This is a genomic window from Celeribacter marinus, from assembly GCF_965656515.1.
GTDB lineage: Bacteria > Pseudomonadota > Alphaproteobacteria > Rhodobacterales > Rhodobacteraceae > Celeribacter > Celeribacter marinus_D.
In genome coordinates this window covers 1-15,650 of the sequence record NZ_CBFHKW010000060.1, presented here as the reverse complement: position 1 = coordinate 15,650, position 15,650 = coordinate 1, and the positions used below count along the sequence as shown (strand labels likewise).

Below are 15,650 nucleotides of genomic sequence, written 5' to 3'. Positions count from 1 at the left end.
AACACCGATGTGGGAACTACCGATGTTACATCGTGGTTGTCTGCGCTGGATCCGGCGCAACCGGCCTCGCTGTATGTTCACGTGCCCTTTTGTCGGCGGCTATGTTGGTTTTGCGCCTGTCGCACACAAGGCACCTCAACGGCGGGTCCCGTAGCGGCCTATGTTGAGACCCTAAAAGCCGAGCTAAAACTGGTAAAAAAGCATTTACCAGAGGGGCTTACACTTGGTCACCTGCATTGGGGGGGCGGGACACCTACCCTCCTCGAGCCAGACATGATTTCCGACTTGGCTGGTGCAATTGCAGATGTTGCCCCCTTTGCCAGCAGCTATGAATTTTCAGTTGAGATTGATCCCAATGAGATCGACGATGCCCGCCTAGACGCCCTCGCGGCCGCCGGAATGAACCGCGCTTCGATAGGTGTTCAGGACTTCGACCCCGTAATCCAAGAGACAATAGGTCGCATCCAGTCCTACGAGATTACAAAAGCGGCGGTGGACGGTTTGCGCGCGCGCGGTATTCGGTCTCTCAATGCCGACATTCTTTATGGCCTCCCAGGTCAGTCGCAAGAAAAGATCGCGCAAAGCGTACACAAGCTTTTATCGCTATCCCCCGACCGTGTCGCCTTATTCGGCTATGCACACGTGCCGTGGATTGCTCGTCGCCAAGCCATGATTCCGACAGATCAACTTCCAACACCCCAAGAGCGCCTTGAGCTATTCAATACCGCACGCGATCTTTTCGTGTGGGACAACTACACCGAAATCGGAATTGATCACTTCGCGCGCAAGGGCGATGGCCTAGAGGTCGCATTGCGCACAGGCAAACTGCGCAGGAATTTTCAAGGATACACTGACGACAAATGCTCCGCCATGATCGGCGTTGGCGCGTCATCGATTGCAAAGTACCCGCAAGGCTACGCGCAAAACGCGCCCGCCACCTCAAAATACCAAGAGGCCGTTCGCGCGGGTCGCCTTCCCATCGCCAAGGGGCACGCATTTACCCCCGAAGACCATTTGAGAGGCCGCATTATTGAGGCACTCATGAGCGAATTCCGTGTGGCACGCAGCGACCTCGTCGCACGCTTTGATCTGAGCCAAGCGGCCTTTGATGACTTTGGCAAAAGTGTCAGTGACGCGTTCCCCGCAATGCTTTCTGTGTCGTCTGACGAGATCGCTATTCTGGACCACGCCAAACCACTCACCCGCATGATTGCGCGCCATTTCGATGCCTATGACATGGCACAGGCACAACATTCCTCTGCCGTTTAAGGGCCGCTTGCGCGACACTTAAGGCTGACTGTCATGACCCGCCCTCGGCACATGTGTCGAGGGCGGTTTTCATTTTCGAACCTTGTCTCCAGTGGAAATTTCCGTGAACTGTGGTCACATCACTCATTGCCGGACCATAAGGATATGACTTTGGATTTTCTCGACCGCCTGCGCGCCATCACCCCTTCCGTTCTGACCGGCACCGATACCGCGTCCTATGCCCGCGATTGGATCGGAAAGTATGAGGCTGAACCCATTGCCGTGGTTCGCCCTGCAACAACGGCCGAGGTGTCCGACATCCTCGCCCTGTGCAATGACACGTCCACAGTGGTTGTCCCTATGGGTGGAAATACAGGTTTGACGGGGGCCACACTGGCCAAAGACGCGATCATTTTGTCTCTTGAGCGGATGAACGCGATCCGCGATGTGCGTAAAGAGGCTAAAATTGCGATCGTCGAGGCGGGTGTGATTTTACAAGACCTCCACGATCACCTCGACGGATCAGGCCTAAAATATCCTATGACATTCGGTGCAAAGGGATCCTGCCGTATCGGTGGAACCCTTGGCACCAATGCGGGTGGATCCAACGTTTTGCGCTATGGCAATACCCGCGATTTGTGCCTTGGGATCGAGGTCGTCTTGGCCGATGGGCGCGTCCTTGATCTGATGAGCGAGCTGCACAAGGACAACTCGGGCTACGATCTACGCGATTTAATTATTGGCTCCGAGGGCACACTTGGCGTGATTACAGCGGCAGTTCTCAAACTCGCCCCTGCCCCAAAAGCCCACGCCACCGCAATGGTCACCGTCCCCGATCTATCCGGCGCATTGCAGCTTTTGAATGCATTGCAAGAACGCACGGGCGGCATGGTCGAGGCTTTTGAATACATGCCACGCAATTACATGGGGCGGCTCAAAGCCTATCGTCCCGATCTGATCCCGCCGCTCGGCTATGACGCCGAACACACGATTTTTCTGGAGATCGCCTCAACAATTCCGCGCGACTGCGCCGAGGACGATACGGGCGAAATCCCCCTCACAACCCACCTTGAAGACGCTTTAGGGACAATGTTCGAAGCTGGTCTCGTGCTAGACGCCGCACTTGCGGGGTCAGAAGCACAGCGCCGCACGATGTGGGAAATGCGCGAAGCGGCGGCAGAGGTGTCGACCAATACCAAGCCACTTGTGATCAATGATCTGTGCCTCCCCGTCGATCAGGTAGCAGCATTTTGCGACGAGGCTATTGCACGCATTCGCCGCCTTGATGCGGGCGCGGTCGATTGCACAGTCGCGCACTTGGGCGATGGCAACGTTCATTACACGGTATATCCATCAAAAGACGATGGTGAGCTATCCGATAAGATTATGGAAACCGTCGAAGACATTGTGCAAGAGATGCATGGATCGTTTTCTGCGGAACACGGGATCGGGATATCCAAGCTGTCCTCTATGCGGCGTCGAAAATCGCCTGTCGCACTTGATGTGATGCGCGCGATTAAGGCGTCAATGGATCCCAACGGCATCCTGAACCCTGGTAAAGTCCTACCGTGATTGATGCGATCTCCATCATCGCCGCGAGCAAACGATTGCGCGCGAGTGCCTTGGCTGTCGTCTGTATTGGTGCGCTCGCCGCCGCCCTCGCCCCCTATCAAGGGTTGATCGCAATTAAGTTGTTCGGCTTTACAGATGCACAATTCGCCGCGATCATGGTGATCGGAGCGGCCGCCTCGGTGGTTTCATCGCTGTACACAGGCATCATCACCGACCAATGGGCCTCTCGTCGCACCACCGCGCTAATCTGTGCAGGTACCACCGTGGTGGGTGTGGGCAGTGTATATCTGACCCGCTCTCCCATCGCTTACCTGATTGCCGCAACCATCATGATCCCCATCGGCTTTGCTCTCATGGGGCAAATGTTCGCCATTGCCCGCCTCGCCGTGATCGAGCGCGCACCAGCAGACCGCGACGGCGTCATGTCCCTCATCCGCGCGGGCTTTGCCCTACCCTTTGTCATCGTCTTGCCGCTGCTGTCGCTCGCCATTGGGCAAGGAATGGGTCTCATTCATCTTTATGGTGTTATCACGTTGGCCGCGTCCGGATGTTTGATCGTGCTCTTCACACTGCTGCCAAGGGACGGATTGGAAGGCGGCGAAGAGACAAAATCAGGCCTGTCGTTTGTTCAATCCTTTGCCGAACTCGCCCACCCGCGCGTCCTCTCGCGTCTATTGCTGATTGCAACGCTTGTCGCCGCCAACACGATCTACATGCAAACAATGGGCCTCATTTTCGAAGCGTCTCACGCCGCTGGAACCGCCCGCACCGCGCAGCTGGCTGCGTTAATCGCGGGGCTTGAAATTCCCTTTATGATGCTGATCCCATGGTTTACCGCGCGCGCCACGAAAAGCACGATCCTGCTCGGGTCCGCTTTTGTATATGCGCTATTTTTACTGCTCTTCCCGCATGTAGCGGGGGGAGATGCGGTGTGGGTATTGGCCATTCCTGCCGCAATGGGGGCCGCCGTCCTTTTGACCCTACCAATTGCTTATTTTCAGGACCTACTCGCCGCGCGCCCGGGGGCTAGCTCGTCGCTGCAATCGGTCAACCAGGTGACGAGCCAGTTGATCGCAGGAGGCATCTTTTGGATTGGAACGTCATTTGCCTCTTATGGCCTCGTTATGACCATAGGCGCGCTCACCGCGATTGGCGCGGGTATAGCGTTGCGCATAGCGGACCGCCAAACGCACTAGCCGTTATTTCCAGTCGAAAAAGCCGTCACCTGCACGAGCCAACAAGCGCGCCGCAAGATCACGACCCAATTGTGCGCCATCTTCAACCGCGCCGGAAATCTCATCGAACAAGGCCTCGGATCCGTCCGTGCGCAAGATCTCCCCGCGAAGCCGCAGCGTGCCACCATCGAGGGTCGCCAAACCCGCAATTGGGGTCTCACACGAGCCATCGAGTGCGGCCAGAAAAGCCCGTTCAGCGGCCAGACGCTCACCCGTTTCACGGTGGTGCAATGCCTCCAAGAGCGCGCCGGAGCGATGATCATCACAGCGCCGTTCGATGCCAATCGCACCTTGCGCAATCGCTGGGAGCATATCATCAACCGAAATTTCGCTGCGTGGTACATCGGTGGCATTTAAACGGTTCAAACCCGCCATCGCAAGAAAGGTCGCGGCAGCAACACCATCGTTCAACTTTTTCAAACGCGTCTGAACATTGCCGCGAAATTCCACAACCGTCAGATCGGGACGCTTATACAAGAGTTGCGATTTACGGCGCAGGGACGAGGTGCCCACCACAGAGCCGCTTGGCAAGTCGGCCAGCGTACCGCCATCCAAATGGATAAATGCATCGCACGGGTTCTCGCGCGGCAGGTAGCAATCCAACATCAACCCCTCGGGCTGATCCACGGGCATGTCTTTCATCGAATGCACAGCGATATCGATGGAGCCATCTAGCAACTGATCCTCGATCTCGCGAGTAAATAGCCCCTTGCCGCCAATTTCTTTTAACGCGCGGTCCAACACGCGATCGCCTTGGGTCGAAATCACTACGATCTCAAAAGCCTCGGCGGGCAGGTCAAAATGAGCCATGATGCGGGTACGCGTCTCATGCGCTTGCGCGAGGGCAAGCGGCGAGCCACGAGTGCCGATCTTGAACGTTTGGGCGGGGGTCGGGAGCGTAAATGTCATGCGCACACGCTTACCCGCGACAGATGCGCCTGACAAGTGATCCCTGACCTATCCGACCTTGACAAAAGCACGCAGGAAAGGGACCAACAGCGAAACGATTGGGAGAACGACATGACTGACAAGACTATCCTCAAAGCGCTCAAAGGCGAGACGCAAGTCGTTCCCCCCATCTGGATGATGCGCCAAGCCGGCCGTTACCTGCCTGAATACAAAGCGACACGCGCCCAAGCGGGTGACTTTTTGTCGCTCTGCTACAATCCCGATCTGGCCGCCGAAGTGACGCTGCAGCCGATCCGCCGTTTTGGATTCGATGCCGCCATCCTGTTCGCGGATATTTTGTTGTTGCCGCAGGCGTTAGGCGCCGATCTGTGGTTTGTCACCGGCGAAGGACCGCGCCTGTCTACCATCACAAGTGACGCTGATTTTGCACCGATCAAGACCAAGGACGACATCCACGACACATTGGCACCTGTCTATGAGACCGTGAAAATCCTGTCGCAAGAACTGCCCAAAGAGACGACATTGATCGGCTTTGCCGGTGCGCCGTGGACCGTTGCCACCTACATGATCGCAGGGCGCGGCACACCGGACCAAGGCCCCGCACATGCGCTGCGCGAGGGCAATACCGCGTTGTTCGAAAAGATCATCGACCTGCTGACCATCAGCACCATCGAGTACCTCGACATGCAAATCAAAGCGGGCGCCGAAGTCGTCAAAATCTTTGACAGTTGGGCCGGCTCGCTCAAGGGCGAAGCGTTTGAGAAATATGCCGTCGAACCCGCGCGCATCATCACCACCGAATTGAAAAAACGCCACCCCGGCATTCCGGTCATCGGGTTCCCGCGCGAAGCAGGCGATGGCTACATCGGGTTCCACGCCAAAACCGGCGTCAATTGTGTGGCCCTCGACAACTCCGTCTCACCCGAATGGGCCGCGGCAAACGTGCAAAAAGACGGCTGCGTTCAGGGCAACCTCAAGTCGTCGCATATGGTTACGGGCGGTCAGGATTTGATCGACGAGGTGCGCCACATCCGCGAAACATTCTCCAACGGGCCGCACATCTTTAACCTCGGCCATGGCATCACGCCCGATGCCGATCCTGACAACGTCTCGTTGATGATCGAAACGCTCCGCGAGAACGCCTAATGTTGATCCGTGACGCCGTTCAATCCGACCTCCCCGCCGTTGCAGCCATCCATGTCGCCAGCTGGCGTATGGCCTATCGCGGGTTGCTGTCAGACGACTACCTTGGCCAACCCGTGGCGGACGATCTCAACGGCAAATGGGTCGGTATGGACATCCCCGCCGAGGACATTTTACTTGTCGCAATCGACGACAACGCGGTGACGGGATTTATCTACGTCAAAGGTGGTAAACATCCCGCCTATATAGACAACCTGCATGTCGATCCCGACCGCAAGCGCGCAGGGATCGGTGCAGCCCTGATGAAGGCGGCAGCGCGTACCCTGATCGCACGCGGCCACAATAGCGCCTACCTGACCGTCATCACAGACAACGCCGCAGCCGTGGATTTCTACCGCAAAATGGGCGGGGCGTTCGGGCCAAAACAAAACGAATTGCTTTACGGCGAACCCGTCCAGACCTACCCCGTCCATTGGGGTGATTTACGCGAGCTGGCTGACTAGACCCACTTTGCCATTGGCGGCAAGCTCATGAGCACCGCGTTGGCATCATGGCCTGTCTCTAGTCCGAATTTTGTTCCACGGTCATAAACGAGGTTGTATTCGGCGTAGAGGCCACGGTGCACAAGCTGTTGATCCTTGTCGGCATCGGTCCACGGCGTATTGCGCCGCTTGTTCGTAGGCGCAAGGAAGGCGGGCAGAAACGCGCGCCCGACATCTTGCGTAAACGCAAAATCGTTCTCCCAATCGCCCGTGTTGTGGTCGTCGTAGAAAATACCGCCAACACCACGCGCGCGGCCACGGTGCGGCACGTAAAAATACTCATCCGCCCACTCTTTATAACGCGGGTAGTAGCTGGCGTCATGGCGATCGCAGTGCTCTTTTTGAACTGCGTGGAATGCCGCCGTATCATCTGCATATTCAATGCACGGATTCAAATCCGAACCCCCACCAAACCACCACGCATGTGGGGTCCAAAACATCCGCGTATTCATATGGACGGCTGGCGCGTGCGGGTTTTGCATATGTGCGACTAGAGATATCCCTGCGGCCCAAAACCTTGGGTCATCCTTCATGCCGTCAATCCCCTTACGGGCAGCCATCGCCATTTGTGCGCGTTCCCCAAGCACACCGTAGACCGTCGACACGTTGACCCCAACTTTCTCAAATACACGCCCGCCACGCATTACAGACATCAATCCACCGCCTGCATCTGAGCCGTCGTCTGAGGCGCGTGTGGTTTCAGTCACCTCAAAGCGACCTGCAGGCAGGTGCGAGAATGGCCCCTCTGATTGCGTATCTTCGACGCCCTCGAATGCGGCGACGATGTCATTACGTAAGGACCGGAACCACGCGGAGGCACGCGCCTTTTCATCGTTCATATCAGGTTGGGGCTGTTGGGTCATAATGGCGTCCTTCGTCGTGCGAGTGCTTTGTTGCGCAGACCTAGCAGGAATGCGCCGACCCTGCCAAGCCCACTTCCCCTGCGGCCAAAAGGCGCTATGCTCAAACCACTGATCACGAAGCGTTTCTTATGGAGTTCCCTATGCGTTGGTTTTTGCCTTTGGCCGTTTTGCCGTTTCTTGCGGCGTGCTCCGAACAGCAAATGTGCATCTCTGGTGCAACAAAAGACCTGCGTGTTGTGCGCGGGTTTGTGACTGAAACCGAGGGGAATTTGCGCCGTGGCTATGCGCTGATCGAAGTGGACGTCATCGACTTTGAAACGCGATCGTGCGGCACAAAACAAGATGGATCAACGAAATACTGTCGCATCCCAGTGCGCGACACCGAACTTAGACCAAAGGCAATCGATCTCGACGCAGAGGCGGCCAAATTAGCCTCACTTAAACGCAAGGAAGCGCAACTAGCCGCGGCCGCAGAACAACAAATTGCCGCTTGCAAAGTGGCTTACCCCGACGACTAAATGTCTAGTGAGTTGGGGCCTGAACGGAATCCAAGAGAGTGCGGCCCCCATCTACGTCCAACACCTGCCCCGTAACAAACCCCGAGCCTTCAGAGGCGAGATATTGCACCGTTTCGGCCACGTCAGACGCGGGCGCGACACGCGCCAAAGGTGTCCCAAGCAAAATTTCATCACGGTAGTCAGGGTTCTCGGACAAAACATCACTCAAACTGGCGCTCAGGACAGAACCAAATGCCACAGCATTGACGCGAATGCGGCACGGCGCGAGCGCAACAGCCATAGAGCGCGTCATTTGCTCCACCGCGGCACTTGAGATCGAAAAGGCAAGCATTTCAGGCTGCGTGCGGCGCGCGGCAACCGACGATAGATTGACGATTGAGCCTAGCATACCTTCTGTCCGCTCTTCTTTCTCACCACACTTGATCATCCATTTCGCGACTTGCTGCGTTAGTCGCAATGCCGTCAAAAGGTTTTGTTCCAACAGCGCCTCAACGTTATCATCGTCTGCCGATAAGGGGTCACTTTGCGCCACTTGCCGTGATGCGTTCACCAAAATGTCGACACCGTCAAACGCATCCACTGTCGCAGAAAGAAGGTTCGCAATCGTCAGTTTTTGACGCAGATCGCCCGCAAAATAAGCAACCTTTGCGCCCTCAAGTTCGGCCGCTTCGCCAACTTCGGCGATCAAACCCTCTTCGTCCATGTCTGCAAACATGACGTTTGCGCCTTGGGCCTCGAAATGCCGTGCAATTGCGAGACCAACACCATTTGCAGCGCCGGTAATGATGGCTGTTTTACCAGCAATCGAAAAGCTCATAACATCATCCCTGATTCTGTTCGCGCTAACTTACGAGGTTCACGCACGTGTGCGAAGAGGCCTCTTAGCGTAAAGCACTTTGAAGCCACCCGTATCCGCGATCTTTTCCACATGCATAAACCGCTCAGACAAGGCCGCCTCGTAGGGAAGTTGCCGATTGGCGACCAACCACAGCTCGCCATACGGTGCCAAAAGACGCGCCGCAGCTGCGATAAACGCTTGCCCCAAAGCCGGATCAGCGGCCCGCGTGGTGTGAAACGGCGGGTTCATAACAATAGCGTCAAACCGTACCTTGGCATCAAACTGTGTGGCATCGGCCCAGTGAAACGTGGCACGCGGATCGACGACATTGACTTTAGCACACTCAAAAGCGGCATGTTCGGCCTCGACCACATGAAGCACTTTTACACCATCCCGCGCTAGAATATGACGCGAAAGATACCCCCATCCCGCACCTAGATCGGCGATTTTTGACGGTAGTTTTTGTGGAAGTGTGGCAATCAGTAGCTCGGACGCCTTGTCTACCCGGTCCGCAGAAAAAACACCCAAGCGCGTTTCGAACCCGTCCACCACAGCGAGCGGGCCGACATCGGCCCAATCGGAAAAGTCGCCACCCTCAAATGCAATCGCCTTACCGTGGGATTTTGAAACCACACGCACAGCCTCACCGCGTTTTTTCAGATCGCGTGCAATACTATCTATCCCGTCAGTTTTTTGACCATCGACAATCACCACCTGCGCACGACTTGCAGCGTCGGCAATAAGAGCGCGGGCCTCAAGCTTGGCGCGCGGCACAACCACGATTGCAACATCAAACAGTCCTTCCGGCGCGACCCGAACACTGAACCCCGCATCGCGAAATGCATCATGATCGGGCTTAAACCCCTGAACGATTTGCACAGACGCGGGGTCAAACATCGACAAATCGGCGCCAATGCGGGGTCTGTAGATCACCACACGATCGGACGTTCCATCAAGGAGTAAAGAGATGCGAGACGATATCATTATAAATGACGCGGCTGGGGCAGCGCTCTAGTCCTTTTCCATCGTGCACTGCAGCGGATGCTGATGCCGCTGGGCAAAGTCCATGACCTGACTCACTTTTGTCTCGGCAATCTCGTGCGGGAAAACTCCGACCACGGCCAGTCCCTTTTTGTGGACCGTCAACATGATCTCGGTTGCCTGTGAGTGACCAATTGCAAAAAAACGCTCCAGCACAAGGATGACAAACTCCATAGGGGTATAGTCGTCATTGAGCAGCATCACCTTGTAGAGTGGGGGGCGCTTTGTCTTGGGTTTGGTTTTGGTTGCGAGAGATGTATCGCCGCCATCATCAAAGCGGTCGTCGTCGGACATCATGTGAGGGAAGAGGATCACTCTGGCGTCTCCGGATTGCGTCGTACCAAACATCGTGTTGCTAGGCGCTGTATATAGCCTCTTTCTCGCATCATTAAAGGGGGTTATCCACTCAGGGTAAAAGAGAGATGTAAATGAGCGCCAAAATTTCGACAATCGCTTTCGACGCAGACGACACGCTATGGGAAAATGAACAGTTTTTTCGCATCACTCAGGAGCGATTTTGCGAACTTCTGGCCGATTATACACACGCCGATCATCTCGCTGAACGCTTGCTTGCGGCAGAACGGCGCAACCTTGGTGGTTATGGATTTGGAATCAAGGGATTCGTCTTATCCATGATAGAGACAGCGATCGAAGTGACCGACGAGAGGGTGCCTGCCAAGGTGATCAAGGAATTGATACAGGCAGGACAAGACATGCTATCGCATCCAATTCACCTGCTTGAGGGCGTCGAAGAAACCGTGCGCACCCTCGCGGCGGATCATGAAATCATCATGGTGACCAAGGGCGATCTACTCGACCAAGAACGCAAACTTGCGCAATCAGGTTTAGGCGATTTATTTGATGCGGTTGAGATCGTGTCCGCAAAAACAGCGCCTGTGTACGCGGATATATTCCACCGACATGGCGTCGCACCAGAGCGCGCCGTGATGGTCGGCAATTCGATGAAGTCGGATGTTCTGCCACCGATAGAGGTCGGCGCTTGGGGTGTCTACATCCCGCATTCCATCACATGGGCCATCGAACACGCCAAAGCTCCGGAAGGGCACCCCCGCTATAAACACCTCGAAGCCCTCGTAGATCTCCCCGCTTTTGTTGGGGCAATCTCACGGTGATTGAGATGTGATTCTTGCGTTCATTTGGGTGGCTAGATGTTGCAAAAGTTTCGAACAACCGAGCGATGCACCGTATTTAGAGGTCCATTGAAATCTCGCCACCATATATGGCGTTGCATCAATACCATCGCTTAAAGCCTTATAAAATTGACTGTTTTCACGATTCAAAGCCTGTGCTAGCGTCTTTTAAATAAGCTGGGCGAAATGATCTGGCACATACGAGGCAGAGTTATGATGTTGAGCAACGTGCAAGCGTGGGTACACCCGCGTGCCGTGATCGGGCGTATTTTCCCAATTGTTTTGATCGCTCTAGCGATGCTAGTCGGCATATCGGCCAAAGTTATGGCCGCTGAATATGCCGCATTGGTGATGGACGCACGCAACGGAAAAATCCTGCATTCGAGCAATGCCGACACACGCCTGCATCCTGCGTCCCTCACCAAAATGATGACGCTCTACATCGCGTTTGAAGCTGTTGAGAATGGTGAGATCGGCCTCGACACCCTTGTCACCATCTCCAAAAACGCCGCAGCAGAGCCGCCTTCAAAACTGGGGCTGAAGTCCGGTCAAAAAATAAAGCTACGTTACCTCATCCGCGCCGCCGCCGTAAAATCCGCAAATGATGCCGCCACCGCAATCGGTGAAGCGATCGAAGGATCGGAAGCCGCATTCGCACGCCGCATGAACCGCACAGCCAAAGAACTCGGCATGTCACGCACCACGTTCAAAAACGCCCACGGCCTCACGGCGAGCGGACACCTGTCCACAGCGCGCGATATGTCCGTTCTGGGTCGCCACGTGTTCTATGACTACCCAGACTACTACAATATCTTTTCACGCACGACTGCCGATGCTGGCGTACGCACTGTGTCCCACACCAACAGCCGCTTTCTCAACAGTTATGCCGGCGCAGACGGAATCAAAACGGGTTACACATCTGCCGCCGGTTTTAACCTCGTCGCCTCGGCCGAACGCGGCGGCGAGCGCATCATCACGACCGTATTTGGCGGACGCTCTACCGCGACACGCAATGCGCGCGTCACCGAGTTGATGGATTTAGGGTTCCAGCGCGCGCCCAACCGTGTCGCAGTTGTCAAACCCAAACGCCCCCCCTACTTGGGCAAAGCTGCTGGCAGCGCCGTTATGGTCGCAGGCACGCAAGACGCGCCGAGCGTGGCCTCCAAAATCATTCGCGTCACAATCAACGTCACGCAAAGCCCAATCCCCAAACCGCGCCCGATACGCACATTGGCGCCCGAAGACGAAACGATGCTACTGTCCATGTCGGATGACATCTTCAATGCCGTTACACAGGCGCAACAAGATGAACAGGTTCTGGCCATCGCCGAGGCGGCGACATCACAGGCCACGCAAGTGCTTGAACAAGTCGAGCAGGTCGCACAGCTAGACGCGCCCCTTGCGCCCTCCCCGACTAAAACTGCTCCCGCTGGCCTGTCAGACATAACCCCTAAGCCGCGCCCTGTCTCGCTTCAGCTGACCAACGTGACGCCCACTGCGGCGGTTATACCGACACGCGCGTTGGCGGCTCAGTCTGGCCCAGAAATCGTGACACGCATCTCGACCTCTGGATCGCGCCATTGGGGCGTCAACATCGGCACCTACGGCTCTGAATACGAGGCGCGCAAAATCTTGCTCAAGACGGCATTGACAGAACTCGACATGCTCGACGGTGCACTGCGCAAAGTCGTGAAATCAAAGCGTGGCTATCAGGCCAACTTTCTTGGTCTCACCGAAGATCTCGCTGGGATGACCTGTCGTCGCCTTACAGCACGCGGCATAGATTGCGACCCGATTGGCCCGACCTAAACAGACCACGACAACACAATCACCACGAGAGGGCGTGGGCGTTCAGACGCCTGCGCCCTCTTCAACTTTCAGATCAAACGCGGCGGCGACGAGCGCCTTGGTATAGGGATGTTGTGGCGCGTCAAAAATCGCATCGGCATCGCCGGCCTCAACCACATCACCGCGCTTCATCACCATCACTTTATGGCTGAGCGCACGCACCACCCGAAGGTCGTGAGAGATAAAGAGGTAGGCAAGTTTGTGTTTGACCTGAAGGTCGCGCAACAGATCCACGATCTGCACCTGTACCGTCATATCGAGCGCCGATGTCGGCTCGTCCAGAACCACCAAACGCGGGCGCAAAATCATCGCACGCGCAATCGCCACACGTTGGCGTTGCCCGCCTGAAAACTCGTGCGGATACCGATGACGAGTGTCTGGGTCAAGGCCGACCTCGCGCATGATCTCAATCACCGCCGACTCTTTAGACGTATGATCACCCAAACCATGGACGCCTAACCCCTCAGCAATGATTTGCGCAATGGTCATGCGCGGGGAGAGCGATCCATAAGGATCTTGAAACACAATCTGCATATCGGCGCGTAGACCCCGCAGAGCACGGTTGTTCCACCCTTGAACGTCTTGCCCCATAACAACCACGGGGCCTTGTGAGGAAATCAGTCGCATCATTGCAAGCGCCAAGGTGGTTTTGCCCGATCCGGATTCGCCGACAACACCCACCGTCTCGCCCTCGCGCACGGAAAATGTCGCGGCATTCACGGCCTTCACATAGCCCGCTGTGCGCCGCAAAAATCCGCGCTGAATAGGAAACCAGATCCGCAGGTCTTTGGTCTCTGCCACAACCTTGGCATCTTGAGGCACAGGGACGGGACGCCCCGTTGCCTCGGCCTCCAACAGCAGCTTGGTATAAGGATGGCCGGGCGCATCGAATATTTCCGCTGTTTTACCCGCCTCGACAATCTCACCGTCTTTCATCACACAAACACGATCGGCAAATTTGCGCACGATGTTGAGGTCATGGGTGATGAACAGCATCGACATGCCCTCATCGCGTTTGATATCCATCAACAGGTCAAGGATTTGCGCCTGAATGGTCACATCCAACGCCGTGGTCGGCTCATCGGCAATCAGCAATTTCGGCGCATTCGCAAGCGCCATTGCGATCATAACACGCTGACGTTGCCCGCCCGACAGTTGATGCGGATAAGCGCCCAACCGTTCCTCGGCATTGTGAATGCCCACACGGTCCAGAAGATACAAAATACGTTCGCGGGCCTTTCCCCCTTTCACACCTTGGTGGACGAGCAGAATCTCGGCGAGCTGTTTCTCAATCGTGTGCAGCGGATTGAGCGAGGTCATTGGCTCTTGGAAGATAAAGCTGACGTCATTGCCGCGAATTTTGCGCAGCACGTTTTCATTCGCACCGGCCAGTTCCCGACCCTCATAAAGGATCGATCCGCCGATGACGGCGTTGTCGGACAGCAGGTTCACCGACGACAATGCTGTGACGGATTTACCCGAACCACTCTCACCGACCAAGGCGACAACCTCGCCCTTTTCGACACGAAACGACACGCCTTTGACCGCCTCGACAAGGCCGCCATCCTGTTTGAACGACACGCGCAAATCTGTGAACTCAAGAAGGCTCATTGAAAGGTCTTTCTCGGATCAAAGGCATCGCGCACCCCCTCGAAAACAAAGACGAGGAGCGATAGCATGATGGCGTAGGTGAAAAATGCGGTGAACCCGAGCCACGGCGCTTGTAGGTTTTGTTTGGCCTGTAAGGTCAGCTCACCCAGTGACGGATAGGACGATGGCAACCCGAAGCCAAGAAAATCGAGCGAAGCAAGCGTTCCGATGGTTCCTGTCACGATGAACGGCAACAGCGTCAACGTTGCGACCATCGCATTGGGCAACATGTGGCGGAACATGATTGTCCAGTTGCCAACGCCCAATGCCCGCGCCGCACGAATGTATTCGAAATTACGCGCCCGCAAAAACTCAGCTCGTACAACACCCACCAACGCGGGCCACCCGAACAGGATGGTGACAAAGACCAAGAGCCAGAAACTTCGCCCCAATATGGCAAACAAGATGATGATGACGTAGAGCGAGGGCATGGAGCCCCAGATTTCCAACACACGTTGAAACACAATATCGGTGCGCCCGCCAAAGAACCCTTGAATTGCGCCCGCGACAATACCAATGGTCGACGCCACAACCGTCACGATCAGCGTGAACAGGATCGACAGGCGAAACCCGTAGATCACCCGTGCGACCACATCGCGTTTGGTGTCATCGGTGCCGAGCCAGTTTTGCGTGGTTGGCGGTGACGGGGCCGCCCCCGGGCCTTCGACCTGAGTGTTGAACGAATAGCGGATCGGCGGCCACAATAGCCACCCTTTCTCGATCGGCTCACCGTTCACATTACCGTCTTCGGCATCTGCGACAATGGCGTCTGGATCGTCGAAACACTCGACCAAACCACCCGAAACGATCAGGCATTCCACCTCGGGATAGCGGTAAACCGCCTCGGTCGCGAAATCGCCACCGAATGCAGTTTCGGGATAAAAGTTGAAAATCGGCGTATAGTAACTTCCGCGATAATTCACGATGATCGGTTTGTCATTGGCGAGAAATTCCGCAAACAACGACAATACAAACAGGAAGCTAAAGATCCAAAGTGACCATAGCGCTCGGCTGTTTGCCTTGAAATTGCGCCACCGGCGTTGATTGAGAGGGGACAGACGCATTTCAGCTCTCCCGCTTTTCAAAGTCGAT

The 15,650-nt window shown here is 55.9% G+C and carries 15 protein-coding genes; 8 read left to right on the top strand and 7 right to left on the bottom strand.

What is annotated here, in order from left to right; translation table 11 throughout:
* The 3 genes from hemN to ACTG34_RS11730 form a co-directional block, all read left to right on the top strand.
* Positions 1-1,269, top strand: a 1,269-nt coding sequence (hemN, locus tag ACTG34_RS11740; RefSeq protein WP_439105085.1) for an oxygen-independent coproporphyrinogen III oxidase, incomplete at its 5' end; no start/stop codon positions are given.
* Positions 1,270-1,413: 144 nt separating this feature from the next.
* Complete coding sequence (locus ACTG34_RS11735) at positions 1,414-2,820, top strand: FAD-binding oxidoreductase (protein ID WP_439105084.1); 1,407 nt, start codon at positions 1,414-1,416, stop codon at positions 2,818-2,820.
* Positions 2,817-4,016 carry an MFS transporter gene (locus ACTG34_RS11730; RefSeq protein WP_439105083.1) on the top strand — a complete coding sequence of 400 codons (1,200 nt, stop codon included), beginning with the start codon at positions 2,817-2,819 and terminating at the stop codon, positions 4,014-4,016. The genes ACTG34_RS11735 and ACTG34_RS11730 overlap by 4 nt, the downstream gene beginning before the upstream one ends.
* Positions 4,017-4,019: 3 nt before the next feature.
* Here the strand turns inward: ACTG34_RS11730 and hemC are convergent, their stop codons facing one another.
* Complete coding sequence (gene hemC / locus ACTG34_RS11725; RefSeq protein WP_439105082.1) at positions 4,020-4,964, bottom strand: hydroxymethylbilane synthase; 945 nt, start codon at positions 4,962-4,964, stop codon at positions 4,020-4,022.
* A gap of 111 nt (positions 4,965-5,075) precedes the next feature.
* Between hemC and hemE the strand changes: the two genes are divergently transcribed.
* Both hemE and ACTG34_RS11715 read left to right on the top strand, forming a co-directional pair.
* Positions 5,076-6,110, top strand: coding sequence for a uroporphyrinogen decarboxylase (gene hemE, locus ACTG34_RS11720; protein WP_439105081.1), 1,035 nt, complete (start codon positions 5,076-5,078; stop codon positions 6,108-6,110).
* Positions 6,110-6,610, top strand: coding sequence for a GNAT family N-acetyltransferase (locus tag ACTG34_RS11715; protein ID WP_439105080.1), 501 nt, complete (start codon positions 6,110-6,112; stop codon positions 6,608-6,610). The genes hemE and ACTG34_RS11715 overlap by 1 nt, the downstream gene beginning before the upstream one ends.
* Here the strand turns inward: ACTG34_RS11715 and hemF are convergent.
* On the bottom strand, positions 6,607-7,512 hold the full coding sequence (gene hemF / locus ACTG34_RS11710) for an oxygen-dependent coproporphyrinogen oxidase (protein WP_439105079.1): 906 nt from the start codon (positions 7,510-7,512) through the stop codon (positions 6,607-6,609). The genes ACTG34_RS11715 and hemF overlap by 4 nt on opposite strands.
* A gap of 140 nt (positions 7,513-7,652) precedes the next feature.
* Between hemF and ACTG34_RS11705 the strand changes: the two genes are divergently transcribed.
* Positions 7,653-8,030 (top strand): hypothetical protein, encoded by a 378-nt coding sequence (locus ACTG34_RS11705; protein ID WP_439105078.1) that lies wholly within the window; start codon positions 7,653-7,655, stop codon positions 8,028-8,030.
* A 4-nt stretch (positions 8,031-8,034) separates the two neighbouring features.
* Here ACTG34_RS11705 and ACTG34_RS11700 read toward each other — a convergent pair whose 3' ends face one another.
* Genes ACTG34_RS11700 through clpS form a run of 3 tightly spaced genes read right to left on the bottom strand, consistent with a single transcriptional unit; the run spans position 8,035 to position 10,203 of the window.
* Entirely contained in the window at positions 8,035-8,847 is an 813-nt protein-coding gene (locus tag ACTG34_RS11700) for an SDR family NAD(P)-dependent oxidoreductase (RefSeq protein WP_439105077.1), read from the bottom strand.
* A 39-nt stretch (positions 8,848-8,886) separates the two neighbouring features.
* Positions 8,887-9,852, bottom strand: a complete 966-nt coding sequence (locus ACTG34_RS11695; protein ID WP_439105076.1) for a class I SAM-dependent methyltransferase — start codon at positions 9,850-9,852, stop codon at positions 8,887-8,889.
* A 27-nt stretch (positions 9,853-9,879) separates the two neighbouring features.
* Positions 9,880-10,203, bottom strand: coding sequence for an ATP-dependent Clp protease adapter ClpS (clpS, locus tag ACTG34_RS11690; RefSeq protein ID WP_439105088.1), 324 nt, complete (start codon positions 10,201-10,203; stop codon positions 9,880-9,882).
* Positions 10,204-10,337: 134 nt separating this feature from the next.
* Between clpS and ACTG34_RS11685 the strand changes: the two genes are divergently transcribed.
* Together ACTG34_RS11685 and ACTG34_RS11680 are read left to right on the top strand one after the other, a co-directional pair.
* Entirely contained in the window at positions 10,338-11,042 is a 705-nt protein-coding gene (locus ACTG34_RS11685) for an HAD family hydrolase (RefSeq protein ID WP_439105075.1), read from the top strand.
* 234 nt (positions 11,043-11,276) lie between these two features.
* A complete protein-coding gene (locus ACTG34_RS11680; protein ID WP_439105087.1) occupies positions 11,277-12,869 on the top strand; it encodes a D-alanyl-D-alanine carboxypeptidase family protein in 1,593 nt (530 codons plus the stop codon).
* Between the two features lie 42 nt (positions 12,870-12,911).
* Here the strand turns inward: ACTG34_RS11680 and ACTG34_RS11675 are convergent, their stop codons facing one another.
* Positions 12,912-14,519: an ABC transporter ATP-binding protein gene (locus ACTG34_RS11675; protein ID WP_439105074.1), complete on the bottom strand. Its 1,608-nt coding sequence runs from the start codon at positions 14,517-14,519 to the stop codon at positions 12,912-12,914.
* Complete coding sequence (locus tag ACTG34_RS11670; protein ID WP_439105086.1) at positions 14,516-15,622, bottom strand: ABC transporter permease; 1,107 nt, start codon at positions 15,620-15,622, stop codon at positions 14,516-14,518. Before ACTG34_RS11670 ends, ACTG34_RS11675 begins: the two co-directional genes overlap by 4 nt.
* Positions 15,623-15,650 lie beyond the last annotated feature (28 nt).

Excerpts from the sequence above, each read along its gene's own strand:
- hemF (WP_439105079.1), bottom strand. The coding sequence starts at position 7,512 with ATGACCCAACAGCCCCAACCTGATATGAACGATGAAAAGGCGCGTGCC.
- ACTG34_RS11680 (WP_439105087.1), top strand. The coding sequence starts at position 11,277 with ATGTTGAGCAACGTGCAAGCGTGGGTACACCCGCGTGCCGTGATCGGG.
- ACTG34_RS11675 (WP_439105074.1), bottom strand. The coding sequence starts at position 14,519 with ATGAGCCTTCTTGAGTTCACAGATTTGCGCGTGTCGTTCAAACAGGAT.
- ACTG34_RS11705 (WP_439105078.1), top strand. The coding sequence starts at position 7,653 with ATGCGTTGGTTTTTGCCTTTGGCCGTTTTGCCGTTTCTTGCGGCGTGC.
- clpS (WP_439105088.1), bottom strand. The coding sequence starts at position 10,203 with ATGTCCGACGACGACCGCTTTGATGATGGCGGCGATACATCTCTCGCA.
- ACTG34_RS11670 (WP_439105086.1), bottom strand. The coding sequence starts at position 15,622 with ATGCGTCTGTCCCCTCTCAATCAACGCCGGTGGCGCAATTTCAAGGCA.
- hemE (WP_439105081.1), top strand. The coding sequence starts at position 5,076 with ATGACTGACAAGACTATCCTCAAAGCGCTCAAAGGCGAGACGCAAGTC.
- ACTG34_RS11715 (WP_439105080.1), top strand. The coding sequence starts at position 6,110 with ATGTTGATCCGTGACGCCGTTCAATCCGACCTCCCCGCCGTTGCAGCC.
- ACTG34_RS11700 (WP_439105077.1), bottom strand. The coding sequence starts at position 8,847 with ATGAGCTTTTCGATTGCTGGTAAAACAGCCATCATTACCGGCGCTGCA.
- hemC (WP_439105082.1), bottom strand. The coding sequence starts at position 4,964 with ATGACATTTACGCTCCCGACCCCCGCCCAAACGTTCAAGATCGGCACT.
- ACTG34_RS11735 (WP_439105084.1), top strand. The coding sequence starts at position 1,414 with ATGACTTTGGATTTTCTCGACCGCCTGCGCGCCATCACCCCTTCCGTT.
- ACTG34_RS11695 (WP_439105076.1), bottom strand. The coding sequence starts at position 9,852 with ATGATATCGTCTCGCATCTCTTTACTCCTTGATGGAACGTCCGATCGT.
- ACTG34_RS11685 (WP_439105075.1), top strand. The coding sequence starts at position 10,338 with ATGAGCGCCAAAATTTCGACAATCGCTTTCGACGCAGACGACACGCTA.